Below are 25,459 nucleotides of genomic sequence, written 5' to 3' on the forward strand. Positions count from 1 at the left end.
TAGACAGATTGCAACAATGCCGGCTTGGCGCCCGTCCGTCTACCTGGTCTGATGGCCAGGCGTTCGCGCATCGATGTCGGGTGGCCGTCGCCGAGGATGGCAGAGGCGTGGTTGCCGATTCGAGCCATGCGGGCCGCGCGCGTGGGCCCGACCCGCGACCGTCGAGACGATGGCTGCGCCCGAGAATGCGGGCCACGTGTGCGCGGGCGCGACGGAAGCGATTCCAGTTGGGCGATACAATCGCAGCATTGCGTTGCGGCGTCGAGCGGTTGCCTCGCGCGCCGCCATCCAACCCGCACGATGAACCCGCCGACCGAACTCATGACCGATCTGACTCCGGCTATCGACATCTACCGTCAGCGCCGCGCGCGCGTGCTCGATGCGCTACGCGCGACGGGCGGCGGCGTCGCGATCGTTCCGACCGCGCCAGAAGTCCTGCGCAACCGCGACGCCGACTATCCGTACCGGCACGACAGCTACTTCTTTTACCTGACCGGCTTCACCGAGCCCGAAGCGATGCTCGTGCTCGACGCGAGCGCGAAGCAGAACGAGCCCGCGGCAATCCTCTTTTGCCGCGCGAAGAACGCCGAGCGCGAGACGTGGGAAGGCTTTCGCTTCGGCCCCGACGCGGCGCGCGAAGCATTCGGCTTCGACGCCGCGTTCGCCTTCGACGAGATCGACGCGCAATTGCCGCGCATCATCGCGGACAAGCCGGCGCTGCACTACGCGCTGGGCTCGTCGGAAGCGCTCGACGGCAAGGTGCGCCATTGGCTCGACGCCGTGCGCGCGCAGGGCAGAAGCGGGGTCGTCGCGCCGGCGGCCGTTCACGACCTGATGCCGCTGCTCGACGACATGCGCCTCGTCAAGGACGAACACGAACTGTCGATCATGCGCCGCGCCGCCGCGATCTCCGCGCAGGCGCACCGGCGCGCGATGGCCGCGTGCTGCCCCGGCGTGCGCGAATACGAACTCGAAGCCGAACTGCTGTACACGTTCCGCAAGCACGGCGCGCAGGCGCCCGCGTATGGCTCGATCGTCGCGGCGGGCGCGAACGCGTGCGTGCTGCACTACCCCGCCGGCAATGCCGTCGCGCAAGATGGCGATCTGATCCTGATCGACGCGGCGTGCGAGCTCGACGGCTACGCGTCGGACATCACGCGCACGTTTCCCGCGAGCGGTCGCTTCACGCCCGCGCAACGCGAGATCTACGAAATCGTGCTGGCCGCGCAGCAGGCAGCCATCGACGCGACCCGCGCAGGCGTGAGCTTCGACGCGCCGCATCAGGCCGCCGTGCGCGTGCTCGCGCAAGGGCTGCTCGATACGGGCATTCTCAAGCACGATCTGTTCGCGGGCGTCGAGGACGTGATCGCGGAGCGCGCGTATACGCGTTTCTACATGCACCGCACGGGCCACTGGCTCGGCATGGACGTGCACGATGCGGGCGACTATCGCGAGCGTGGCGTGCGCGCCGATGAAAGCGGCGCGCTGCCCTGGCGCACGCTAAAGCCAGGCATGACGCTGACGGTCGAGCCGGGCCTCTATATCCGCGCCGCCGACGATGTGCCCGAAAAGTACTGGAACATCGGCATTCGCATCGAAGACGACGCGATCGTCACGGCGACGGGTTGCGAGCTGATTACGCGCGACGTGCCCGTCGACGCGGACCAGATCGAAGCGCTGATGCAACAGGCGCAACCGGGGCAACAGACGCAGCCGGCACACGAGGCGGGCGCCGCCTGAGCGCAAGGAACAGACAAGAAGATGAACGATGTCCATCAGGCGGCCGCGAACGCGCCGCTCGTCCCCTCGAACACGCAGCCATTCGACTACGACGTGACGATCGTCGGCGCGGGGCCTGTCGGCCTCGCGCTCGCGGGCTGGCTCGCGCGTCGCAGCGCGACGCAGCAACTGTCGGTCGCGCTGATCGACGCGCGCGAGCCGGAAGACTCGATCGCCGATCCGCGCGCGATTGCCGTGTCGCACGGCAGCCGGATGATCCTCGAACCGCTGCGCTGGCCCTCCGACGCGACCGCGATCCAGCGCATCCACGTGTCGCAGCGCGGCCACTTCGGGCGCACGCTGATCGATCACGCCGAACACGGCCTCCCCGCGCTCGGCTATGTGCTGCGCTACGGATCGATCGTCCACGCGCTCGCCGAGACCGTGCGTACGACGCATGTGCACTGGTTCAAGTCGACGAAGGCGCAGCCGCCGCAGCAACTCGAAGACGACGGCGTGCAGCTGCCGATCGAAAGCGCGCATGTGACGCGCACGCTGCGTACGCGCATCCTGGTGAATGCCGAAGGCGGTCTCTTCGGCGAGCAGCAGGCCGGGTCGGGCGCAACGCGCGACTATGGGCAGACAGCGCTGGTCGGCACGGTGACGCTGTCGGCGCCGCAGCCGCATGTCGCGTGGGAGCGCTTCACGCCGCACGGCCCGATTGCGCTTTTGCCAATGGGCGGCGTGCGCGGCGCGGACTATGCGCTCGTCTGGTGCTGCGCGCCGAAACAGGCGGCGCGCCGCGCGCATTTGTCCGACGAAGATTTCCTGCGCGAACTCGGCGCAGAGTTCGGCGACCGGATGGGCCGTTTCACGCAGATCAAAGGCCGCGCCGCGTTCCCGCTAGGTCTCAATACCATTGATACGCTCGTCAAGGGCAATGTCGCCGCGATCGGCAATGCGGCGCAGACGCTGCACCCCGTCGCCGGACAGGGGTTGAATCTCGGGCTGCGCGACGCCCATGCGCTCGCCGATGCGCTGTCGCATCACGGCGCGACGCGCGTCGCGCTCGCGGCCTTCGCGCGCCGACGCGCGCTCGACCGGCGCATGACGATCGGCGCCACCGACACGCTCGCCCGTCTCTTCACAATCGACTTCCCGCCGCTCGCGACGCTGCGCGGACTCGCCCTCACCGCGCTGGAGTTCGTGCCACCCGTGAAGACGGCCCTCGCCCGGCAGATGATGTTCGGACAGCGCCGCTAGGCGTCCCGAAAAACGCGTGGCAGTGGCCGCCGTTCTATGATCGCGGCCACTTTCATAGAAGATTTAATGAGTTGGCTCACGGGCCGTTGCGTCTGGCTCTAACGCGTTAACGCTAAAATAACGGTTTTCCCTCGTATTTTGCGGTACGCGACATGCGCTATTTTGAGCGCATCGAACGTTCGCCGCCGATGTCCGCCATGCCCACTCTCGGCTCCCACACACTGCGCAATAACCTGTTCGTCGCCCCGATGGCGGGCGTGACGGACCGGCCGTTCCGCCAGCTTTGCAAGCGCATGGGCGCGGGCTATGCGGTGTCGGAGATGGTGGCGTCGAACGCGCAGCTGTGGAAGAGCGAAAAGACGATGCGCCGCGCGAATCACGCGGGCGAAGTCGAGCCGATCGCGGTGCAGATCGCGGGCGCGGACCCGCAGATGATGGCCGAGGCCGCGCGCTACAACGTCGCGAACGGCGCGCAGATCATCGATATCAACATGGGCTGCCCGGCCAAGAAGGTCTGCAATGTCGCGGCCGGGTCGGCGCTGCTGCAGAACGAGCCGCTCGTGCAGCGGATCGTCGAGGCGGTGGTGGGCGCCGTCGGTGTCGGCCTGGGCGCCGTGCCCGTCACGCTGAAAATCCGCACCGGCTGGAACCGCGAAAACCGGAACGCGCTGAACGTCGCCCGGCTCGCCGAGGACTCGGGCATTTCGATGCTGACGGTCCACGGCCGCACGCGCGCCGATCTGTACCAAGGCGAAGCCGAATACGAAACGATTGCCGCCGTGAAGGCCGCAGTGAAGATTCCTGTGGTGGCGAACGGCGACATCACGTCGCCGCAGAAGGCACGCGACGTGCTGGCCGCGACGGGCGCGGACGCTATCATGATCGGCCGCGCGGCACAGGGACGCCCGTGGCTCTTCCGTGAGATCGAGTATTTCCTGCGCACGGGCGAGCCGATGGAAGCGCCGCGCATCGACGAAATCCAGCAGGTGATGAACGAGCACCTGGAAGATCACTACGCGTTCTACGGCGAATTCACGGGCGTTCGGACTGCGCGCAAGCACATCGGCTGGTACACTCGCGGCCTTTCCGGCGCCAATGTGTTCCGCCATCGCATGAATACGCTGGACACGACGCGCGAACAACTGCTCGCCGTCAACGAATTCTTCGACGCGCAAAAGGCGATTTCGGACCGCCTCGTGTACGTCGGCGACGAAGTCAACAACAACGGCGAGCCGGACCAAACCGACCGACTAGCAGCATGAGCAAGCACAATATCGAACAATGTGTCCGCGACAGCCTAGGTATGTACTTCCAGGATCTCGACGGCTCCAATCCGCACGATGTCTACGACATGGTGATTTCGTGTGTCGAAAAACCGATGCTCGAGGTGGTGCTCGAGCAGGCCGGCGGCAATCAGTCGCTGGCAGCCGAGTATCTCGGCATCAACCGCAATACGCTGCGCAAGAAACTGCAACAGCACGGCCTGCTGTAGTTTCAGCGCCCTGCCACGCCTTTCATCGGCCTTTGTTCCCATCATGATCAAGCAAGCGCTCATCTCCGTTTCCGACAAGTCCGGCATCGTCGATTTCGCGAAATCGCTGTCGGACCTCGGCGTCAAAATCCTGTCGACGGGCGGCACCGCGAAACTTCTCGCGGATGCCGGCCTTTCCGTTACCGAAGTGGCCGACTACACGGGCTTTCCGGAAATGCTGGATGGGCGCGTGAAGACGCTGCACCCGAAAGTGCACGGCGGCATCCTTGCCCGCCGTGATCTGCCGGAGCATATGGCCGCGCTCGAGAAGCACAGCATTCCGACCATCGACCTGCTCGTCGTGAACCTGTATCCGTTCGTGCAGACTGTCTCGAAGGAAGAATGCACGCTGGAAGACGCGATCGAGAACATCGACATCGGCGGCCCGACGATGCTGCGCTCGGCAGCGAAGAATCACCGCGACGTGACGGTCGTCGTCGACCCAGCTGACTACGCGAGCGTGCTCGAAGAAATGCGCGCGAACGGCAACAAGGTCGGCTACAAAACCAACTTCCTTCTCGCGACCAAGGTGTTCGCGCATACCGCGCAGTACGACGGTGCGATCACGAACTATCTGACGAGCCTCACGGAAGAGCTGCAGCACCGTGATCGCAACACGTACCCGGCCACGCTCAACATGGCGTTCGACAAGGTTCAGGACCTGCGCTACGGCGAGAACCCGCATCAGAGCGCCGCGTTCTACCGCGACATCGCGGTGCCCGCCGGCGCGCTCGCGAACTATCGCCAGTTGCAGGGCAAGGAACTGTCGTACAACAACATCGCCGACTCGGATGCCGCGTGGGAATGCGTGAAGACTTTCGACGCGCCCGCCTGCGTGATCATCAAGCACGCGAATCCGTGCGGCGTGGCCATCGGCGCGAACGCACACGAAGCGTATTCGAAGGCGTTCCAGACCGATCCGACCTCGGCGTTCGGCGGCATCATCGCGTTCAATCGCGAAGTGGATGAAACGGCCGCACAGGCCGTCGCGAAGCAGTTCGTCGAAGTGCTTATCGCGCCGTCGTTCAGCGAAGCGGCCAAGCAGGTATTCGCGGCCAAGCAGAACGTGCGCCTGCTCGAAATCGCGTTGGGCGAAGGCCACAACACGTTCGATCTGAAGCGCGTGGGCGGCGGCCTGCTGGTGCAGTCGCTCGACGCGAAGAACGTGCAGCCGCACGAACTGCGCGTCGTCACGAAGCGTCACCCGACGCCGAAGGAAATGGACGATCTGCTGTTCGCATGGCGCGTCGCGAAGTTTGTGAAGTCGAACGCGATCGTGTTCTGCGCGAACGGCATGACGATGGGCGTCGGCGCGGGCCAGATGAGCCGTGTGGATTCGGCGCGCATCGCGAGCATCAAGGCGCAGAACGCGGGCCTGACGCTGTCGGGAACGGCCGTGGCGTCGGATGCGTTCTTCCCGTTCCGCGATGGTCTCGACGTGGTGGTCGCGGCAGGCGCAACCTGCGTGATCCAGCCGGGCGGCTCGATGCGCGACGACGAAGTGATCGCCGCCGCCGACGAGCACAACATCGCAATGGTCGTGACGGGCGTCCGCCACTTCCGCCACTGATCGGCTGACTCGCTTCTTCTGAAACGGCCCGGCGGTTTGCAACTGCCGGGCCGTTTTGCATTTGGTTCGTTGTAGTATCGCAGGCACTGAACACGCACGGCACCTATGAGAATTCTCGGCATCGACCCAGGCTTGCGCGTCACCGGCTTCGGCGTGATCGATCAGTCCGGCCACCAGCTCACCTATGTGACGAGCGGCGTCATCAAGACGGCCGATGCCGATCTGCCGACGCGCCTGGGCACCATCTTCGACGGAATCTCAACGCTGATCCGTCAGCATGCGCCCGATCAGGCGGCAATCGAAAAGGTGTTCGTGAACGTCAATCCGCAATCGACGCTATTGCTCGGCCAGGCGCGCGGCGCGGCGATTTGCGGGCTCGTGTCGGGCGGCGTGCCCGTCGCCGAGTACACGGCGCTGCAGTTGAAGCAGGCCGTGGTCGGCTACGGACGCGCGACCAAGGAGCAAATGCAGCAGATGGTCGTGCGGCTGCTGAGCCTCTCCGGCATCCCCTCGACCGATGCCGCCGATGCCCTCGGCATGGCGATCTGCCATGCGCACGGCGGCGGCACACTGAGCACGCTGGGCGGCATCGCGCCTGCGCTGGCGAAGAAGGGGCTGCGGGTGCGGCGCGGACGGCTCGTGGGTTGATCCCTCTCGACGCACGACGCTAGAAGCAACACGGTCGATGCAGGATTTGACTGCCAGCCTGGCCTGACCCGCGAAAGCTGTTCACGCTGCGCTACACTCGCGCTTTCCCTCTCGATAGTACCCGCCATGATCGGTCGCATCGCCGGCGTCCTGCTGGAAAAGAATCCGCCTCACCTTCTGATCGACTGCAACGGTGTCGGCTACGAAGTCGATGTGCCGATGAGCACGTTCTACAACCTGCCCTCGACGGGCGAGAAGGTCGTGTTGCTCACACAGATGATCGTGCGCGAGGACGCGCATCTGCTCTATGGCTTCCTCACGCCGCAAGAGCGTTCGACGTTTCGCGAGTTGTTAAAGATCACGGGCATCGGCGCGCGCATGGCGCTTGCCGTGCTGTCCGGCATGAGCGTGCAGGAACTGTCGCAAACGGTGACGATGCAGGACGCCGCGCGCCTCACGCGCGTGCCCGGCATCGGCAAGAAGACGGCGGAGCGGCTCCTGCTCGAACTGAAGGGCAAGCTCGGCGCCGACATTGGCGCGGTGGCTGGCGCGGCGTCGCCGTCCGATCATGCGTCCGACATCCTGAATGCGTTACTGGCATTGGGCTACTCCGAAAAAGAAGCGTTGGCGGCGATCAAGAATGTGCCGGCGGGCACCGGCGTTTCCGAGGGCATCAAGCTTGCGTTGAAGGCGCTATCGAAGGGCTGAGCGGGCTTTCCACAGCGGCGATGCATGAAGCTTCGCACGCCGCTTGTCTGCACGCACCCTGGCCGTTCGGCCAGGTCGTCGAACGGGCCGCGCGCGGTACAATGCCTGCATGATCGAACACGACAAACTCGCCGCCGAACGCATCATCGCCGCCACGCCCGTGTCGCCGAATGAAGAAGCATTCGAGCGCGCGTTGCGCCCGCGCCAGCTCGACGAATACGTCGGCCAGGAAAAGGTGCGCGGCCAGCTGGAAATCTTCATCGAGGCGGCGAGGCGCCGCTCGGAATCGCTGGATCACGTGCTGCTGTTCGGGCCACCGGGTCTCGGCAAGACTACGCTCGCGCATATCATCGCGCGCGAAATGGGCGTCAATCTGCGGCAGACGTCCGGGCCCGTGCTCGAACGCGCGGGCGACCTCGCCGCACTGCTGACCAATCTCGAAGCCAACGACGTCCTCTTTATTGACGAGATTCACCGGCTGTCGCCCGTCGTCGAAGAAATCCTGTACCCGGCGCTCGAGGATTATCAGATCGACATCATGATCGGCGAGGGCCCGGCCGCGCGCAGCGTGAAGCTCGATCTGCAACCGTTCACGCTGGTCGGCGCGACGACGCGCGCGGGCATGCTGACCAACCCGTTGCGTGACCGCTTTGGAATCGTCGCGCGGCTGGAGTTCTACAACGCAGAAGAACTGGCCCGCATCGTCAGCCGCTCGGCATCGCTGCTGGGTGCGCACATTCATCCCGATGGCGCGCTGGAAATTGCGAAGCGCTCGCGCGGCACGCCGCGTATCGCGAACCGGCTGCTGCGCCGCGTGCGCGACTTCGCTGAGGTCAAAGCCGACGGCAAGATCACTGCCGAGGTCGCGGATGCGGCGCTGAAGATGCTCGACGTCGACCCGGTCGGCTTCGATCTGATGGACCGCAAGCTGCTCGAAGCGATCCTGCACAAGTTCGACGGCGGACCTGTCGGCGTCGACAATCTGGCGGCCGCCATCGGAGAAGAGCGCGACACGATCGAAGACGTGCTCGAACCGTACCTGATCCAGCAAGGCTTCCTGCAACGCACGCCGCGCGGACGCGTCGCGACGCTGCTGACCTATCGGCATTTCGGCCTCGCTGCGCCTGATTCGGCGAGCACCGTGCGCGGTCTGTGGGATTCGGAGCCGAGCTAAGCGGCTCCTCGATGAACAGCACGGCGCGCGATGTTGTGTCTGGTTCTGATCTTCGCCGCCGTGTCGATCGGATTCAGCGCGCCGCTTCGGGCGCCTTCTTGAAGCTGTCGTCTTCGCTGCGCCCGTCGAGATGCGCGACGTCGGCCCATGATGCAACCGTCGCGCGCCCGTCTGCGTAATCGACCACGTTCACGCTCGTGTTCAGCAGCGCGTAGTTGCGCGGCGCATCCAGCGGCAGGCCGTTCGCGAAGCGATACACGCAGTCCAGCACGCCGCCATGCGCGACACACGCGATACGCCCGTTCGGATGCGCGGCGACGATCGGTTCGATCGCATGCAACACGCGGTGATAGAACACGCGCTGCGACTCGCCCTCGGGCGGCGAGAAGCCCGGATCGCGCGTCTGCCATTGCGCGTACTCGTCGGGAAAGCGTCGCGCGATCTCATCGCTGTCGTGCCCCTGGAACGCGCCGTAGTTGCGCTCGCGCAACCCTTCGCTCAGTTGCAGCGACAGCCCGAGCGCATTGGCGAAAGGCCGCGCCGTTTGCTGCGCGCGCAACAGATCGCTCGAATAGACGGCATCGAGCCGCGCGCCGCCTCGCGCCTCGCGTGCGAAACGTTCGGCGAGACGCTCAGCCTGTTCGACACCGCTCGTCGCGAGCGGAATATCGATGTGCCCTTGAATCCGCTTGATGCGGTTCCAGTCGGTTTCGCCGTGTCGGATGAAGAGGATTTGTGTGGCCATGGAATCGGCGTCGGTGAACGATTGAAGCTGGGCGAAAAAGAACGCGCGCTCAGGCGCGCGTCTGCAGCCAGAACGTGACGGGGCCGTCGTTGACGAGCGACACCTGCATGTCCGCGCCGAATTCGCCCGTTTCGACGACGGGATGCTTCGCGCGCGCCGCCGCGACGAAGTAATCGAACAGGCGCTTGCCCTCGTCGGGTGGCGCGGCGGGCGTGAAGCTGGGACGCAGGCCGCTGTTCGTGTCGGCAGCGAGCGTGAACTGCGAGACGAGCAGAAGGCCGCCCGCGCGGCCCGCGCCGTCGATGTTCTGCACGGGCAGATTCATCTTGCCCGCGGCGTCGCTGAACACGCGGTAGCCGAGCACCTTGGCCAGCAGCTTGTCGGCGATGGCGTCGGTGTCGCCGCGTTCGGCGCACACCAGCGCGAGCAGGCCCGCGTCGATTGCGCCCGTCACGCGGTCGCCGACGCGCACTTCCGCGCGCCGCACGCGTTGAATCAGCGCGATCATGCGGCGGACGCCCGCTGCGTCAGACCGAGGGCGGCGCTGATCATCACGCCGACAGCGTCACGCGCGCAAAGCGGCGCTTGCCGACCTGCACGACGAATTCACCCGCGTCTACCTTCAGCGCCTTGTCCGACACAGTCGCGCCGTCGATCTTCACGCCGCCCTGCTCGATGTTGCGCAGCGCTTCGCTCGTCGACGGCACGAGGCCCGCCTGCTTCAGCAGTTGGCCGATCGCAAGCGGCGCGCCCGCGAGCGACACGGACGGAATGTCGTCCGGCACGCCGCCCTTCGCGCGGTGGTTGAAGTCTTCCAGCGCGCGCTCGGCGTCGGCCTGCGAGTGGAAGCGCGCGACGATCTCCTGCGCGAGCATCACCTTGAAGTCACGCGGATTGCGCCCGCCTTCCGCTTCGCGCCTGAACCCTTCGATTTCCGACATCGGCCGGAACGACAGCAACTCGAAGTAGCGCCACATCAGCACGTCGGAGATGCTCATCAGCTTGCCGAACATCTCGTTCGGCTTTTCGCTGATGCCGACGTAGTTGCCCTTCGACTTCGACATCTTCTCGACGCCGTCCAGCCCTTCGAGCAGCGGCATCGTCAGAATGCACTGCTGTTCCTGGCCGTACTGCTTCTGCAGTTCGCGGCCGACGAGCAGATTGAACTTCTGGTCCGTGCCGCCGAGTTCGAGGTCCGCGTTCAGCGCGACGGAGTCGTAGCCCTGCATCAGCGGATACAGGAATTCGTGAATCGAAATAGGGACGCCGCTCTGGAACCGCTTCGTGAAGTCTTCGCGCTCCAGAATGCGCGCGACGGTGTAGCGCGACGCGAGCTTGATCATGCCGTCGGCGCCGAGCGGCATCGACCATTCGCTGTTGTAGCGGATTTCGGTCTTCGCGCGGTCGAGCACGAGCGCGGCCTGCTCGAAGTATGTCTTCGCGTTCGATTCGATCTGCTCGCGCGTGAGCGGCGGCCGCGTCGCGTTGCGGCCGGACGGATCACCGATCAGCGACGTGAAATCGCCGATCAGGAAAATCACCGTATGGCCGAGGTCCTGCAACTGGCGCATCTTGTTTAGAACGACGGTGTGGCCGACGTGGATGTCGGGCGCCGTCGGATCGAGACCGAGCTTGATGCGCAGCGGCGTGCCCGTGGCCGCGCTCTTCGCGAGTTTCTGCGCGAACTCCTCTTCGATCAGTAGTTCGTCCACGCCGCGCTTCGTGACTTCGAGCGCGTGACGGACTTCGTCGGTGATCGGGTAGGTGGAATTGGGCTTGTCGGTGGACTCGGTGCTCATGCTGGAACGGGAGATCGCAAAAAGAGAGATTCTCCCATAGTTGCGGGACATTGCGCCTTCATCTCACGCGAAACGCGCCCAACTCACGCCGCAATATGGCGCGCGCACAGACGTCATCCGCTCGCACACGGCTCGGCCAGGTTGTTTCGCGGCGCAGCATTGAGCGACAATCGTCGTGAAGGGCGCGCCCGCAGCGCCCGTGACGCGCGACGAACGACGATGGGAGGAGCACAGCGTGGCGAAAGACGCAGCAGACGGCGTGTATTTCGGACTGATGTCGGGCACGAGCATGGACGGTGTCGACGGCATCGCGGTCGAGTTCGCGAAGGGCAAGGCGCCCGTCGTGCGGTCCCAGGCTTTCGTGGGCTTTTCGGAGGGCCTGCGTGACGCGCTATTCGCCCTTCAGCAACCCGGCGACAACGAAATCGAGCGTGAGGCGATGGCCGCAAACGCTTTGGCCGCGCGCTATACGGTGTGCTGCCACGAGCTGCTGCGCGCGGGCAACCTGTCTGCCGCCGACGTCCGCGCGATCGGCGTGCACGGGCAGACGGTGCGGCACCGCCCCGAAAAGGGCTACACGCGGCAGATCAACAATCCGTCGCTGCTGGCGGAAATGACGCATATCGACGTGATCGCCGATTTCCGCAGCCGCGACGTCGCGGCGGGCGGCCAGGGTGCGCCGCTCGTGCCCGCGTTCCATGCGACCGTTTTCGGCGCGCAGAACGAGACACGGGTGGTCTGCAATCTGGGCGGGATCAGCAATATCACGATCCTGTCGGCGAACGGTGCCGTGCGGGGCTTCGATTGCGGCCCCGCAAACGCGCTGCTCGACGAATGGGCACATCGGCATCTGCACAAGCCGTACGACGAGAACGGCCAGTTCGCGGCGACGGGCCAGGTGCATCGTCCGCTGCTGAATGCGTTTCTCGACGAGCCGTATTTCGAGGCGCAACCGCCGAAAAGCACGGGCCGCGATCTGTTCAACGCCGAATGGCTCGACGCCAAGCTCCGGGAATTCGCCAACGTGAGCCCCGCTGACGTCCAGGCGACGCTGGTCGCGCTGACGGCCGTGACCGTCGCGCGCGAAATCGAGCGTCATGCGCCCGATTGCAAGGCCGTGTACATCTGCGGCGGCGGCGCGCGCAATCCTGAGGTGATGAAAGCGCTGGAGGGCGCGCTGGCCGAGAGCGGCTGCAGCGGCGTGCCCGTGCTGACGACGGACGCGCTTGGCGTGCCGCCGCATCAGGTGGAACCGCTGGCGTTTGCGTGGCTGGCGATGCGCTGCTTGGCGCGCGAGCCGGGAAATCTGTCGTCGGTGACGGGCGCAGCTGGCGAGCGCGTGCTGGGCGCGATTTATCCGCGCTGATTCGCTGTCTGCCTTCTGAGGTGTTTCCGCGACGCGAAGCCGAAGCGGGAAATAGAAAACGGGGCCGAGGCCCCGTTTTCCGTGCTACTTAAGTACGGTGTCGATTACACCGAGAACGACGAACCGCAGCCGCAGGTAGTGGTCGCGTTCGGGTTCTTGATGACGAACTGGGCGCCGTTGATGTCATCCTTGTAGTCGATTTCCGCGCCGACCAGATACTGGTAGCTCATCGAGTCGATCAGCAACTGGACGCCGCTCTTGTTCATCACGGTGTCGTCTTCATTGATCGCTTCGTCGAACGTAAAGCCGTACTGGAAGCCCGAGCAGCCGCCACCCTGCACGAACACGCGCAGTTTGAGGTCCGGGTTGCCTTCTTCGTCGATCAGTTGCTTGACCTTTTCTGCCGCTGCGTCGGTAAAGACGAACGGGGCCGGCATCTCGGTCACGGGGGTGTCGGTCACTGCGTTCATTCGAACTCTCCAAAATAGCTTCTAGCCGGTATTGTATTGCTGATCCCGATATCGTGCTAAAGCCCATGAAATCAATAGGTTCTTCCTGGCCGAAAAGCAGCGGGCGCAAACAGCGTGGGCCGTGCCGCCACACGTCCGCGAGCGAGGTGATTCATCCGCACGACGAAAAACAAAAAAGCCGCCTTCGCATACGCGTTGGCGGCCTTTTTGTTGCATGCTCTGCCCGAAAACAGAGCCGGCACGAAACGATTAACGCTTCGAGAACTGCTTGCGGCGGCGTGCCTTGTGGAAACCGACCTTCTTACGCTCGACTTCACGTGCGTCACGCGTCACGAAGCCTGCGTTCGACAGAGCCGGCTTCAGCGTCGCGTCGTAGTCCATCAGCGCGCGCGTGATGCCGTGGCGAACTGCGCCTGCCTGACCCGTTTCACCGCCGCCCGACACGTTGACCTTGATGTCGAACGTCGATGCGTGGTTCGTCAGTTCCAGCGGCTGACGCACGATCATCAGCGACGTTTCGCGCGAGAAGTACTCGGAGATGGGCTTGCCGTTGACGACGATGTCGCCCTTGCCCGCCTTGATGAAGACACGTGCAACGGCGCTCTTGCGGCGGCCCGTACCGTAATTCCAGTTACCGATCATGTGGGCTCCCCTTAGATCTCGAGCGCCTTCGGCTGTTGTGCCGAGTGCGGATGCGTTGCGTCTGCGTAGACCTTCAGCTTCTTGATCATCGCGTAGCCGAGCGGGCCCTTCGGCAGCATGCCCTTGACCGCCTTCTCGAGCGCGCGGCCCGGGAAGCGTTCCTGCATCTTGCCGAACGTCGTTTCATAGATACCGCCCGGGTAGCCCGAGTGGCGATAGTACTTCTTGTCCGTGGTCTTGTTGCCCGTGACCTTCAGCTTGCCGGCGTTGATTACGATGATGAAATCACCGGTGTCGACGTGCGGGGTGAACTCAGGCTTGTGCTTGCCGCGAAGACGGTGTGCCACTTCGCTGGCGACACGGCCGAGAACTTTATCCGTCGCGTCAATCACGTACCATTCGCGCGTCACCTCATGGGCTTTTGCGGAAAACGTCTTCATGATCGATCCAAAAAATAGTGCTGCGCCCTGTGTTTTTTTCCTGCTTGTAAGTGCGCATCGAGGCGCGTGCAGGCTCTCCCTGTTCTTCCTCCGCGGGCACGAATGCGGAAAAGCTATGAATTATAAAGGAATTTGCGCTGAGGAGTCAAAACGTGCGAAGCAATCGGGAAACTGAGGGACGAAAAAAAGCCCGAACTAGCGGTTCGGGCTTAATCCACCTTAGGAGGAGGGTGGAGGAGACATGCGGAGGTTGCCGAACTTCGACAACCAATGGACAGATTATATGGCCAACGCTTGTGCGACGCAAGAGCATTTGCAATGTGAAATTGAATTTCATGATTTGGAATTCACACATCGACGTATACGCACCAAAGGAAATCTTTCAAAACAATCAGTTAGCCGTCGACGGCGGAAAACATGCTCAGCGGAGCTAGCGCAGATCGCCTGATTTCGTCCGTGCTATCCCCTACGCGTGCAGCATGCTGCGGCGCAACAGACAACCGCGGTGCGACATAAGTCGCTGCCGATGTCGCTCGGGGCGAGCCATCATCCGTAGGGCTACAATGATGCGTTTCTCATTCAAGGCAAGCGAGCCGGAGTACACGCATGGAATGCAAAGTCAGCTGGATGGGTCAGGACGGCATGGCATTCGCCGCCGAAACGGGCAGCGGCCATCTCGTCGCCATGGACGGCGCGCCGGAAGGCGGCGGCCGCAATCTGGCGCCGCGTCCGATGGAAATGGTACTGCTCGGCACGGGCGGCTGTACGGCGTATGACGTTGTGATGATCCTGAAGAAGAGCCGTCAGGAAATCATCGGATGCTCGGTGACGCTGAAAGCCGAGCGCGCCAGCGAAGACCCGAAGGTCTTCACCAAGGTCCACTTCCATTTCACGGTGACGGGCAAGAACCTGAATCCGGCCACCGTCGAACGCGCGATCAACCTGTCGCACGACAAGTACTGCTCGGCGTCGATCATGATTGCGAAGACGGCCGAACTGTCGCATTCGTTCGATATCGTCGCGGCCTGAGCCCGAGTCCACGGCTGGACGTACCGAAGCAACGCACAAAAAGAAAAATGCCGGCGTCCCAACGGACGCCGGCATTTGTCGTTTGAGCGGCAAAGCGGGCCGATAAGCCGGATTCTGTGCACGCGACGCGCCCGAAGACGCCTCACGCGTGGCAGCCATTCCTCTAGGCGCGCCATTGCTGACGCGCTCAAGCTTCCTACCCGCAGACGAGACGGGGGCCCCGTCCTGCATCGCGAAGATGCGCGCCTGCCTACTTGGAATTGCTCCGGGTGGAGGTTACCGTGCCGGTCTGCGTCGCCGCAGCCGCGGTGCGCTCTTACCGCACCGTTTCACCCTTGCCTGATCCCGGCTTGCGCCGGGCCATCGGCGGTTTGCTTTCTGTTGCCCTGTTCCGCGTGTCGCCACGGATGGCCGTTAGCCATCACCCTGCCCTGTGGAGTCCGGACTTTCCTCGCCCTCGCCGGCCGAAACCGTCGAGGCCGCGACTGCCTGACCTGCTTTGCAACCGCGTATTTTACCATCCGGCGTCACGCTGGACCGTCTTCCGCTGCGAAACACGGCGGCATCGTCATAGAACGACGGCTTTTCGTTCTCCGCCCACCAGCCTGGAATGCCGAGCACCGGGAGCGGCGAGAACATCTTGCCGCTGAACTCGCTGCCCTCAATCAGCGCATAGGCGACGCGCTCGTCCAGAAACGCGTCGCGGGCGGCGCGCGTCCACGCAAAATACGCCAAAGGCACCTCGACGATCCACGCATGCGCCGTGCAGGCCTTGTACGGCGCGACGAGCTTTTCCAGCATCGCGTGCCCGAAACAGCGCACCTCGCAGCGCTCGCCCCACGCTGCGCGGTTGTCGATGAACAGTGCTTTCCAATCGAAGGACCGCAGTGCCATGCTCAGATCGCCCTCGGCGCAAGCGAACAGCACGGCGTTCTCGTCAAACACGGTCAGCGCATCGCGCATGCCGCCGCGCGTCGGGCCGACACCAAACGCATCGACGGCCGCCGAGCCACGCGCGCTCAGCGCCGCCTTGATGCGCGGATACTGGAACCACATCAGCGCGTTGAAAAAATCATGCAGATTGTGGCGCGTGGGTACGCAGCCTGTCGCGGCGATATGCGCTTCGTAAGCCGTATCCGGAGGCAGATCCTCTTGCGGGATGAACGCGAGGCGTCTTCCGCGTCCCGTCGTCTGTGCTGTCGATGCGGCGTCGGCGTTCATTTCTCGCAACTGGTCCGCCGCGCTGCGCAGCGCGGCCTGTTGCCAACGCACTCCGCGTGCGGCAACCTGCGCGAACCACGGCCGCGACCAGTCGATATCCGCAAAACCCGGAGCGGTGCGTTTCAGCGCGCCGTCCGGCGCAACGACATCACGCGACATCCCGTCAACAGCCTTCAAACGACCCGTCAAACAAGCCGCCAGGCGATCGCCTCGCCGCCGCGCAGCGGCACGACGGGCGTATCGCCGGCAGCGACTTCCGCTGGAAGCGTCCATTGCTCGCGGCGCAGCGTCACCTTCTCCTCGCTGCGCGGCAGACGGTAGAAATCCGCGCCGTGGAAGCTGGCAAAACCTTCAAGCTTGTCGAGCGCGCCCACCTTGTCGAACGCTTCCGCGTACAGTTCGAGCGCGTGCAGCGCCGTATAGCAGCCCGCGCAGCCGCATGCATGCTCTTTCAGGCCCTTCGGATGCGGCGCGCTGTCGGTGCCGAGGAAATAGCGCGGATTGCCCGAAGTCGCCGCTTCGACGAGCGCCACGCGATGGGTTTCGCGCTTCAGCACTGGCAGGCAGTAATAATGCGGGCGAATGCCGCCTTGGAAAATCGCATTGCGGTTGTACAACAGGTGATGCGCGGTGATCGTCGCGCCGAGCAGTTCGGGCGGCGCACCCGCGTCGCGGATGAAGTCGACGGCATCCTTCGTCGTGATGTGCTCGAACACGACCTTGAGAGTGGGGAAATCGCGGCGCAGCGGCGTCATCACGCGATCGATGAACACCTTTTCGCGATCGAACAGATCGATCGACGAATCCGTCACTTCACCGTGCACGAGCAGCGGCATGCCGACTTCCTGCATCACGTCGAGCGTCTTCGCGCATTTGCGGATGTCCGTGACACCTGCGTCTGAGTTCGTCGTCGCGCCCGCCGGGTACAGCTTCACGCCATGCACGAAACCGCTTTCGCGAGCGCGGCGGATTTCCTCGGGAGGCGTGTTGTCGGTCAGATACAACGTCATCAGCGGCTCGAACTTCACGCCCGCCGGAACCGCCGCGACGATGCGCTCGCGATAGGCGCGCGCCATCTCCGTCGTCGTGACGGGCGGCTTCAGGTTCGGCATGATGATCGCGCGTCCGAACTGGCGCGCGGTATGCGGCAGGACGGCGCCGAGCATCGCGCCGTCGCGGACGTGCAGATGCCAGTCATCGGGACGGGCGAGCGTGAGGGTATCGACGGAATCAGCGGTAGATGCGGTCATGGCGGGGAGTCACAAGAGGCCGATGCGGCAAATGACAATTGGCGGCAGAAAATGGCGAGGTCTTTGGCAAAAATGCAGCCAAAACACTCGTCAATTTTGCGTTTTGCCGTTTCTGGCTCGGTGATATGCTTGGAAAATCATCATTGTAACGGGTTGGCTCACCTGGGCTCATACCCCGTTCATAAGGCTTGTCTTCCGCATCATGTGCCAACTACTCGGAATGAATTGCGCCGCGCCCACGGACGTCACGTTCTCGTTCACCGGCTTCGCGGCGCGCGGCGGCGTCACCGACCACCACTCCGACGGCTGGGGCATCGCCTTCTTCGAGGACAAGGCCTGCCGCCTATTTATCGACCACCAGTCGTCGGCCACGTCGCCGATCGCCGAAATGGTCAAGCGCTATCCAATCAAGTCGAAAAACACGATCGCGCATATTCGCAAGGCGACGCAAGGGCATATCGTGCTCGAGAATTGCCACCCGTTCCTGCGGGAGTTGTGGGGACGCCATTGGATCTTTGCGCACAACGGCGATCTGCAGAACTACAGTCCTGTGCTCTCGGGCGTCTATCAGCCTGTCGGCAGCACAGATAGCGAACTCGCGTTCTGCGCGCTGCTGCAAGGCTTGCGCAAGGCATTCCCCTGTTCGCAGCCCCCCCTCGACGAACTCTTTGGCGCGCTCGAATCGCTGACGCGCGAAATCACCCAGTTCGGCGTGTTCAACTTCCTGATGTCGAACGGCCAGGCGCTGTTCGCGCACTGCTCGACGCGCCTGCATTACCTCGTTCGCAGTTGGCCGTTTTCGACGGCGCATCTCGTAGACGCCGACGTTTCGATCGACTTCGCCAAATACACGACGCCCGAAGACCGCGTCGCGGTCATCGCCACCCAGCCGCTCACCGACAACGAAGTGTGGACCGCCTTCGAGCCCGGCGATCTGCTGATGTTCCAGCATGGCGAAGTGATTGCGCGCGCCAATGTGCCCGTGCCGCCTGCCGTGCTGGAAAAAGCGCGCAATCCTGCCTGCGATCCGAGCGCGTCCGCGAGCATGCTGCCCGCCGCCACGGCGCTCGACCTCGAATCCGACGACGCCGCCGCGTACGAATCGTGACCGGCTGACGCGGCGGATCGGCGACGGCTGTCGTTACTCGTTGTCCGCCTTGGCGCAACCGCCGATACATCATTGCTCACCGACCGATTCTGCGGGCTGCGGCGTATCTGCCGTACAGATGAGCAAACGCAACACGGCGGGACAACTCAAGCCGCCCGTCGCAAACGGCGCTGGCAGGTCCTTTTCTGCGGAAAGCGGGCCGCAATCGCATAGCTTGTTGCGGCAAACTTCCAGACTGGCGGCGAGTGCATTCGCGCTCAGCGGATCGGCATAGTTGACGACGGGAATATCCAGAAAAAGCCGCCTCAACGGCGAGCCTTCCGTCATGACCGCGCACTGCTTCATCAGGCGTTCCGCGATCTGAATGGCCTCTGTCTCCAAGGTCCGCATAATCGATTCGGATAATTGATCTTTAGGCGCATGACGGGAAGCCCAAAGACGCGCCGACTCGGAGAATTGCTCCGTTGTCAGCCATTTTCCTTCCAACTGCATCGATACCAGCTCGTGAACGACCATGTCGCTCAGCAAAAACACTTTCATGGATTGTCTCTTGTCGATTGAAAACGAATGACGGCAACGCGCGCCGCTTATCGTCATCGAATTTTTCGTCCCAAGCTTATGCTTATATCAACATTCCTCACATGAGACGATTCCGATTAACCAACATGACAATGAGTGATATTCCTAACGTTTTGGATCACCACTTAACGAGCAAGAAAAATGGACTGCGAAGCAATTGTAGATATATAAAAAAAGCCGCTTCCGGGGAAGCGGCTTTACCTGCAATCGATACTTAAACTTAATGCAGAATTTTCGCGAGAAAATCCTTTGCGCGATCCGACTTCGGATTTGCAAAGAAGTCTTCCTTGCGATCGTCTTCGACGATGAGGCCCTTGTCCATGAAGATCACGCGATGCGCGACCTTCTTCGCAAAACCCATTTCGTGCGTCACGCACATCATGGTCATGCCTTCCTGCGCTAGTTCGACCATCACGTCGAGCACTTCGTTGATCATCTCCGGATCGAGCGCCGACGTCGGCTCGTCGAACAGCATCGCGATCGGGTCCATCGACAGCGCCCGCGCAATCGCCACGCGCTGTTGCTGACCGCCCGACAACTGACCCGGGTACTTGTCCGCATGCGCGCGCAGGCCGACGCGATCGAGCAACTTCATGCCTTTCGTCATCGCTTCGTCCTTCGAGCGGCCGAGCACCTTGGTCTGCGCGAGCGTCAGGTTCTCGGTGATCGACAGATGCGGAAACAGCTCGAAGTGCTGGAACACCATGCCGACTTTCGAGCGCAGCTTCGACAGATTCGTCTTCTTGTCGGTCAGCGACTGGCCGTTGATCACGATGTCGCCCTGCTGAAACGGCTCCAGGCCGTTCACGGTCTTGATGAGCGTCGACTTGCCCGAACCCGACGGGCCGCACACGACGACCACCTCACCTTTTTTTACTTCCGTCGTGCAGTCGGTCAGCACCTGGAACTGGCCGTACCACTTCGAGACATTCTTAATGGAGATCATCTTGCGACCTTTTTCTGAAGACTTTTGACGAGGCTCGACGCGACCACGCAGATCACGAAATAACACGCACCGGCGAACAGTACCATTTCGACATTCGTGCCGTCACGATCGCCAATATTCGTGGCCGTGCGGAAGAAGTCGGCGAGGCTGATCACGTAGACGAGCGACGTATCCTGAAAGAGAACGATGGCCTGCGTCAGCAGCAGTGGCACCATCGCGCGGAACGCCTGCGGCAGCACGACGAGGCGCATTGCCTGCGCGTAGTTCATGCCGAGCGCGAACGACGCATTCACCTGCCCACGCGACACGGCCTGAATGCCCGCGCGGATGATTTCCGAGTAGTACGCGGCTTCGAACAACGAGAACGCGACCATCGCCGAAGCGAGACGGATGTCGATGTCGGCGGAAAGTCCCAGCACGTTCTGCAGCACTTGCGGCACGATCAGGAAGAACCACAGCAGAACCATCACGAGCGGGATCGAGCGGAAGAGCGTCACGTAGAGCTTCGCGAACCACTCGAGCGGCTTGAACGACGACAGCCGCATGATGGCGAGCAGCGTGCCCCACACGATACCGATGACGATCGCGAGAATGGTGATCTTCAGCGTGACGACGGCACCTGTCCACAGTGTCGGCAGCGTGCCCGGAATGCCGCTCCAGTCGAAATGATGCATCACTTGCCTCCGATGTAGCCAGGCAGCCGGCTCTTGTGTTCGACGATACGCATCAGCGTCATCACGATCAGGTTGATGAGCAGATACGCAACGGTGACGGCGATGAACGACTCATACGTCTGCGCCGTGTAGTCGACGAGCTGGCGCGCCTGTGCGGACAGATCGAGCAGGCCGATGGTCGACGCGACCGCGGAGTTCTTGAAGATGTTCAGAAACTCGGACGTGAGCGGCGGCACGATGATCCGGTACGCAACGGGCAGCAGCACGTAACGGTACGTCTGCCATTGCGTGAAGCCGAGCGCGAGACCCGCGCCACGCTGGCCGCGCGGCAGCGCGTTGATGCCCGAGCGCACCTGCTCGCACACGCGTGCGGCCGTGAAGAGCCCGAGACAGATGATCGACGACGAGAAGAACTGCGTGCCGGGCGGCAATTGCTTGAACCATGTGCCGATCGATACGGGCAGCAACTCGGGTATCACCAGATACCAGATGAAGAACTGCACGATCAGCGGGATGTTACGGAAGATGGCGACGTAGACGGTGCCGATCGCGGCCGTTCTGTTCGGCACCGTGCGCAGCACGCCGAAGAGCGACCCGACGATGAGCGCGATCACCCACGCGGAAAGCGAAACGGTGACCGTCACCCATAGGCCGGACAGCAGCCAGCCGAGATAGGTGGTCGGCTCGCCGGTGGAAACCGGACTTAGCAGAATGCCCCAGTTCCAGTGGTATGACATGACGAAGACTCCAACAAAAAGAAACGGAAGAAGCGCCTGCCCCTTCCGTTCTGTTCAACACGTTGACTGATCAGCTAACGGTTGTTCGAGGGTTAGTCGATTGCCTTGTCGTTCGGTGCCTTGTACAGCGTCTTCATGTCGTCGCTTTCCGGGAACGCGAGGTTCAGGCCCTTCGGCGGAATCGGCGATTCGAACCACTTCTTGTAGATCTGCGATGCGTCGCCCGACGTCTCGACCTTCGCGATCGCATCGTCGACGACCTTCTTGAACTCCGGATCGTTCTTGCGCAGCATGCAGCCGTACGCTTCATGCGATTGCGGCGTGCCGACGATCACGAAATCGCCCGGGTTGTTCGACTTCGCGCGCTCGCCCGCGAGCAGCGCATCGTCCATCATGAACGCGGCGGCACGACCCGTCGACAGCGTCAGGAACGATTCTCCGTGATCCTTCGCGCTGATGATGTTCATGCCCATGCTCTTGTCCTGATTCATCTTTCGAAGCAGGCGCTCGGACGTCGTGCCAGCCGTCGTCACGACGGTCTTGCCCTTCAGGTCCGCCCAGTCCTTGATGCCCGAATCCTTCTTCGTCATCAGGCGCGTGCCGATCACGAAGATCGTGTTCGAGAACGCGACCTGTTGCTGGCGCTCGGCGTTGTTGGTGGTCGAGCCGCATTCCAGATCGACGGTGCCGTTCTGCACCAGCGGAATGCGGTTTTGCGACGTGATCGGCGTCAGCTTGACCTTCAGGTTCGGCATGTTCAGCTTCTGCTTGACGGCGTCCACGACCTTCAGCGCGAACTCCTGCGAGTAGCCGACCACGTTCTGCTTGTCGTCATAGTACGAAAACGGAATCGACGATTCGCGGTGGCCCAGCGAGATGACCCCCGTGTCCTTGATCTTCTTCAGCGTACCGGCGTCCTGCGCATGCGCGCCTACCGTGAACAAACCCAGAGTCGCGAGAACGAGCGCAGCTTTTTTAACCTTCATTTGTGATCTCCTTGGCAAGAACCGGCGCCAGTTTATCTCAGTAATTATTATGAAAGTATGGTTGTTAACCATGTTTCCGCGTGCAGTGTTGCATAAAGCCACCATTTGCGCGACGCAGCGCCCGTATTGGCTTGCAGCGGCTCGACGCAATGATGCGCGCGTCATTGGATGCGTCGTTTTTGCCGGTCAGGTTCAGCTCCTTCGGGCATCGACTGCGCAAAAGCGGACGGCACCCGGAGATGCCGTCCGCCCATTATTCTGCGCGAGTCCGTGGAATCGCGCAGACAAAGACATGGTTGAAACGTTTGTTGCGAGGCGCCTGCCTTGATGACAGGCGCCGCGTCGGCCGGGTATCGGATGAGATACGGGCCGCGCCGCTGTATCAGGGATACAGGCCGCGCATTTCGCGCGCTTGCAGGATGCGCTTGCACGCGACGATGAACGCTGCCGTACGCACCGACACCTTCTGCTCGCTCGCCACCTGCCACACGGCTGCGAACGCTTCGCGCATCACGCGCTCGAGACGCTCGTTGATCTCGTCTTCCGTCCAGAAGAAGCTCGAGAAGTCCTGCACCCACTCGAAGTAGGACACCGTCACGCCACCCGCATTCGCAACGACGTCCGGGATCACGAGGATGCCCTTGTCGTGCAGGATGTCGTCGGCGGCCGTCGTGGTCGGGCCGTTCGCGCCTTCGACGATGATCTTCGTGCGAATCTTGCCGGCGTTCTTTTCGGTGATCTGGTTTTCGAGCGCAGCCGGAATCAGGATATCCGACTCGACCGTCCAGAAGTCGTCGTTCGCGATCTTGTCCGCTTCCGGATAGCCGCCGACGCCGCCGTGCTTTGCAACGTAATCGAGCAGCGCGACTGCGTCGATGCCCGATTCCTTGTACAGCGTGCCCGTGTGATCCTGCACGGCGACGACCTTCGCGCCCGCTTCCTGATACAGACGCGCCGCGATGCCGCCCACGTTGCCGAAGCCCTGCACGGCGATGCGCGCGCCTTCGATGTCCATGCCGATACGGCGAGCCGCCTCGCAGCCGACGACGAACACGCCGCGGCCCGTCGCTTCGCGACGGCCGAGCGAGCCGCCGAGCGTGATCGGCTTGCCCGTCACGACGCCCGTCGACGTCTGGCCCTGGTTCATCGAGTACGTGTCCATCATCCACGCCATGATCTGCTCGTTCGTGTTCACGTCCGGCGCGGGAATGTCGGTGTTCGGCCCGATGATGATGCCGATCTCGCTCGTGTAGCGGCGCGTCACGCGCTCCAGCTCGCCGCGCGACAGCGTGCGCGGATCGACGCGGATACCGCCCTTCGCGCCGCCGTACGGCACGTTCACGGCCGCGTTCTTCACCGACATCCATGCGGACAGCGCCATCACTTCCGACAGCGTCACGTCCTGGTGATAACGCACGCCGCCCTTGCCCGGACCACGCGATACGTTGTGCTGCACGCGATAGCCTTCGAAGTGCGCCACGGTGCCGTTATCGAGCTCGATGGGTACGTCGACGATGAGAATGCGCTTCGGGCGCTTCAGCGTTTCGAGCCAGCGCGACAGCGAGCCGAGATACGGCGCGACGCGATCGACTTGACGGAGATAATTGCCCCAGGGGCCGAGATCGTCCTGATGAAGGTAGGACGGGATGGACTGCACATTTGCCGCGGTAGACATGAACGCTCCAGCGTTTTATCGGGTGACGCCATTGTCGAAAAAAAGCGCCGAAAGGGTCCAATGCCGATTGTTCATCCCGTTATGTCTTTCTTGCATAAGGCCGTGAAAAGCGCAATTGCGTGTCGCAACCGCGTATTCGCATGCGTTCCCGCCAGGGCTTAGCGGCGCGGCTTCAGCGCGCGCTACTTCGAGCCGTGCGCGAGTTCCGCGCTCACCACGTCCCACAACGCGCGCACGAGCTGCTGACGCGCATCGTCGGCTTGTGCCGCGAGCTTGTCGCGATAGAGGCGAATCTCCATGGTCAGCGTGAGCTGGCCTTGCGCGATGCCGCGCGATGCGCGATCGAGGCGTAGCAGACGGCCATCGGCGACGGCATCTTCGACGGCGCTATGCGGCAGGAACGCGACGCCATGTCCGGCCAGCGCCATCGCCTTCAGCCCTTCGGCCATGTCCGTCTCGTACACGCGATCGAGATAGAGCCGCCCCGGCGCAGTCGCGAAGATCACCTCCGTCATGCGGCCCAGGTACGCGTTCGGCGTGTACGAGAGATACGGTGTCGGCGCGTCGGGCGTGCCGGGCAGCGTGTAGCGCGGGCGCCCGCCTTTGCCCGGCGCGGAGAACGGACTGATCGATTCGATGCCGAGCGTCAGCATGTCGTAGCGCGCGGGATCGAGCGCGACGGGATGGCTCGGATGGTGATAGCCCATCACGAGATCGCAGCCGCCTTCGACCAGCGACAGCACGGCATCGTGCACGTTCAGCGCGCGCAGCCGCGTATGGATCGAGCCGAGCTGCGCTTCGATGCGTTGCAGCCAGCTCGGAAAATACGTCAGCGAAAGCGTATGCGGAACCGCGAATTCGATCGTCGCGGCGGGCGTTGCCGTATGGCCGCGAAGCAGCGTGCGCGCCTCGTGGAACTGTGAAAGCATCGCCAGTGCCTGCTCGTAGAACACCTGGCCCGCAGCCGTCAGACGCGTCGGGTAAACCGAACGGTCGATCAGTTCCGTCCCGAGCCACGCTTCGAGCGCCTGAATGCGCCGCGAAAAGGCGGGCTGCGTGACGTGCCGCAGCTCGGCCGAGCGGCTGAAGCTGCGCGTCTCCGCGAGCGAAACGAAGTCTTCGAGCCATTTCAGTTCCATAGCGACTCAGTGCTCCAGCGATGACAGAAAGCCCGCATTC

General features: G+C 63.1%; 25 protein-coding genes, 1 other RNA gene and 1 pseudogene. 11 read left to right on the top strand and 16 right to left on the bottom strand.

The features are described 5' to 3' along the window. Positions 1-300: 300 nt before the first annotated feature. From AB4Y32_RS06455 to ruvB, 8 genes are all read left to right on the top strand, one after another. Entirely contained in the window at positions 301-1,740 is a 1,440-nt protein-coding gene (locus AB4Y32_RS06455) for an aminopeptidase P N-terminal domain-containing protein (protein WP_368720508.1), read from the top strand. A gap of 21 nt (positions 1,741-1,761) precedes the next feature. After that, positions 1,762-2,982, top strand: a complete 1,221-nt coding sequence (locus AB4Y32_RS06460) for a UbiH/UbiF/VisC/COQ6 family ubiquinone biosynthesis hydroxylase (RefSeq protein WP_368720509.1) — start codon at positions 1,762-1,764, stop codon at positions 2,980-2,982. A gap of 197 nt (positions 2,983-3,179) precedes the next feature. Continuing rightward, positions 3,180-4,244, top strand: a complete 1,065-nt coding sequence (dusB, locus tag AB4Y32_RS06465) for a tRNA dihydrouridine synthase DusB (RefSeq protein WP_368720510.1) — start codon at positions 3,180-3,182, stop codon at positions 4,242-4,244. Next, positions 4,241-4,474: a Fis family transcriptional regulator gene (locus AB4Y32_RS06470; RefSeq protein ID WP_087739738.1), complete on the top strand. Its 234-nt coding sequence runs from the start codon at positions 4,241-4,243 to the stop codon at positions 4,472-4,474. The genes dusB and AB4Y32_RS06470 overlap by 4 nt, the downstream gene beginning before the upstream one ends. Before the next feature lie 43 nt (positions 4,475-4,517). Next, positions 4,518-6,083 carry a bifunctional phosphoribosylaminoimidazolecarboxamide formyltransferase/IMP cyclohydrolase gene (gene purH, locus AB4Y32_RS06475; protein WP_368720511.1) on the top strand — a complete coding sequence of 522 codons (1,566 nt, stop codon included), beginning with the start codon at positions 4,518-4,520 and terminating at the stop codon, positions 6,081-6,083. A gap of 105 nt (positions 6,084-6,188) precedes the next feature. Next, positions 6,189-6,731 (top strand): crossover junction endodeoxyribonuclease RuvC, encoded by a 543-nt coding sequence (gene ruvC, locus AB4Y32_RS06480; RefSeq protein WP_368720512.1) that lies wholly within the window; start codon positions 6,189-6,191, stop codon positions 6,729-6,731. Between the two features lie 126 nt (positions 6,732-6,857). Then, on the top strand, positions 6,858-7,439 hold the full coding sequence (gene ruvA, locus AB4Y32_RS06485; protein WP_087739741.1) for a Holliday junction branch migration protein RuvA: 582 nt from the start codon (positions 6,858-6,860) through the stop codon (positions 7,437-7,439). Positions 7,440-7,548: 109 nt separating this feature from the next. Continuing rightward, positions 7,549-8,613: a Holliday junction branch migration DNA helicase RuvB gene (gene ruvB / locus AB4Y32_RS06490; RefSeq protein WP_368720513.1), complete on the top strand. Its 1,065-nt coding sequence runs from the start codon at positions 7,549-7,551 to the stop codon at positions 8,611-8,613. Between the two features lie 73 nt (positions 8,614-8,686). Here the strand turns inward: ruvB and AB4Y32_RS06495 are convergent, their stop codons facing one another. From AB4Y32_RS06495 to tyrS, 3 genes are read right to left on the bottom strand one after another with little or no spacing between them, the layout of a single operon-like run. After that, positions 8,687-9,358, bottom strand: coding sequence for a histidine phosphatase family protein (locus tag AB4Y32_RS06495; RefSeq protein ID WP_368720514.1), 672 nt, complete (start codon positions 9,356-9,358; stop codon positions 8,687-8,689). Positions 9,359-9,407: 49 nt separating this feature from the next. After that, positions 9,408-9,866 (bottom strand): D-aminoacyl-tRNA deacylase, encoded by a 459-nt coding sequence (dtd, locus tag AB4Y32_RS06500; protein WP_342935807.1) that lies wholly within the window; start codon positions 9,864-9,866, stop codon positions 9,408-9,410. A 43-nt stretch (positions 9,867-9,909) separates the two neighbouring features. Next, on the bottom strand, positions 9,910-11,157 hold the full coding sequence (gene tyrS, locus AB4Y32_RS06505; RefSeq protein WP_368720515.1) for a tyrosine--tRNA ligase: 1,248 nt from the start codon (positions 11,155-11,157) through the stop codon (positions 9,910-9,912). 235 nt (positions 11,158-11,392) lie between these two features. Between tyrS and AB4Y32_RS06510 the strand changes: the two genes are divergently transcribed. Then, positions 11,393-12,523 (top strand): anhydro-N-acetylmuramic acid kinase, encoded by a 1,131-nt coding sequence (locus AB4Y32_RS06510; protein ID WP_368720516.1) that lies wholly within the window; start codon positions 11,393-11,395, stop codon positions 12,521-12,523. A gap of 104 nt (positions 12,524-12,627) precedes the next feature. Here the strand turns inward: AB4Y32_RS06510 and erpA are convergent, their stop codons facing one another. From erpA to rplM, 3 genes are all read right to left on the bottom strand, one after another. Beyond that, on the bottom strand, positions 12,628-12,993 hold the full coding sequence (erpA, locus tag AB4Y32_RS06515; protein ID WP_087739746.1) for an iron-sulfur cluster insertion protein ErpA: 366 nt from the start codon (positions 12,991-12,993) through the stop codon (positions 12,628-12,630). Positions 12,994-13,242: 249 nt separating this feature from the next. Beyond that, on the bottom strand, positions 13,243-13,635 hold the full coding sequence (gene rpsI / locus AB4Y32_RS06520) for a 30S ribosomal protein S9 (protein ID WP_087739747.1): 393 nt from the start codon (positions 13,633-13,635) through the stop codon (positions 13,243-13,245). A gap of 11 nt (positions 13,636-13,646) precedes the next feature. Continuing rightward, complete coding sequence (gene rplM, locus AB4Y32_RS06525; RefSeq protein WP_087739748.1) at positions 13,647-14,075, bottom strand: 50S ribosomal protein L13; 429 nt, start codon at positions 14,073-14,075, stop codon at positions 13,647-13,649. Between the two features lie 606 nt (positions 14,076-14,681). Between rplM and AB4Y32_RS06530 the strand changes: the two genes are divergently transcribed. Further along, entirely contained in the window at positions 14,682-15,104 is a 423-nt protein-coding gene (locus AB4Y32_RS06530; protein ID WP_087739749.1) for an OsmC family protein, read from the top strand. A gap of 87 nt (positions 15,105-15,191) precedes the next feature. On the opposite strand, the gene rnpB is transcribed toward AB4Y32_RS06530, so the two are convergent. From rnpB to pyrC, 3 genes and pseudogenes are all read right to left on the bottom strand, one after another. Then, positions 15,192-15,605, bottom strand: an RNA gene (gene rnpB / locus AB4Y32_RS06535) — RNase P RNA component class A. Positions 15,606-15,656: 51 nt separating this feature from the next. Continuing rightward, positions 15,657-16,598: pseudogene (locus AB4Y32_RS06540) on the bottom strand (DUF3025 domain-containing protein); the annotation flags it as partial. Continuing rightward, entirely contained in the window at positions 16,511-17,575 is a 1,065-nt protein-coding gene (pyrC, locus tag AB4Y32_RS06545; RefSeq protein ID WP_368720517.1) for a dihydroorotase, read from the bottom strand. The pseudogene AB4Y32_RS06540 and the gene pyrC, both read right to left, overlap by 88 nt. A gap of 202 nt (positions 17,576-17,777) precedes the next feature. On the opposite strand from pyrC, the gene AB4Y32_RS06550 reads away from it, so the two are divergent. Beyond that, positions 17,778-18,683 (top strand): class II glutamine amidotransferase, encoded by a 906-nt coding sequence (locus AB4Y32_RS06550; protein ID WP_368720518.1) that lies wholly within the window; start codon positions 17,778-17,780, stop codon positions 18,681-18,683. 69 nt (positions 18,684-18,752) lie between these two features. Here the strand turns inward: AB4Y32_RS06550 and AB4Y32_RS06555 are convergent, their stop codons facing one another. From AB4Y32_RS06555 to AB4Y32_RS06585, 7 genes are all read right to left on the bottom strand, one after another. Continuing rightward, complete coding sequence (locus tag AB4Y32_RS06555) at positions 18,753-19,223, bottom strand: hypothetical protein (protein WP_368720519.1); 471 nt, start codon at positions 19,221-19,223, stop codon at positions 18,753-18,755. A gap of 259 nt (positions 19,224-19,482) precedes the next feature. Beyond that, entirely contained in the window at positions 19,483-20,208 is a 726-nt protein-coding gene (locus AB4Y32_RS06560; protein ID WP_368720520.1) for an amino acid ABC transporter ATP-binding protein, read from the bottom strand. Continuing rightward, positions 20,205-20,882, bottom strand: coding sequence for a glutamate/aspartate ABC transporter permease GltK (gene gltK, locus AB4Y32_RS06565; protein ID WP_368720521.1), 678 nt, complete (start codon positions 20,880-20,882; stop codon positions 20,205-20,207). The genes AB4Y32_RS06560 and gltK overlap by 4 nt, the downstream gene beginning before the upstream one ends. After that, positions 20,882-21,619 (bottom strand): amino acid ABC transporter permease, encoded by a 738-nt coding sequence (locus AB4Y32_RS06570; protein ID WP_090868555.1) that lies wholly within the window; start codon positions 21,617-21,619, stop codon positions 20,882-20,884. The genes gltK and AB4Y32_RS06570 overlap by 1 nt, the downstream gene beginning before the upstream one ends. Before the next feature lie 92 nt (positions 21,620-21,711). Further along, a complete protein-coding gene (locus AB4Y32_RS06575; protein WP_087739756.1) occupies positions 21,712-22,605 on the bottom strand; it encodes a glutamate/aspartate ABC transporter substrate-binding protein in 894 nt (297 codons plus the stop codon). Between the two features lie 382 nt (positions 22,606-22,987). Then, entirely contained in the window at positions 22,988-24,280 is a 1,293-nt protein-coding gene (locus AB4Y32_RS06580) for a Glu/Leu/Phe/Val dehydrogenase (RefSeq protein ID WP_368720522.1), read from the bottom strand. Between the two features lie 182 nt (positions 24,281-24,462). Continuing rightward, entirely contained in the window at positions 24,463-25,419 is a 957-nt protein-coding gene (locus tag AB4Y32_RS06585; RefSeq protein WP_368720523.1) for a LysR family transcriptional regulator, read from the bottom strand. Between the last annotated feature and the right edge of the window lie 40 nt (positions 25,420-25,459).

The sequence above is a fragment of the Paraburkholderia phymatum genome, from assembly GCF_040965635.1.
Lineage (GTDB): Bacteria > Pseudomonadota > Gammaproteobacteria > Burkholderiales > Burkholderiaceae > Paraburkholderia > Paraburkholderia phymatum_B.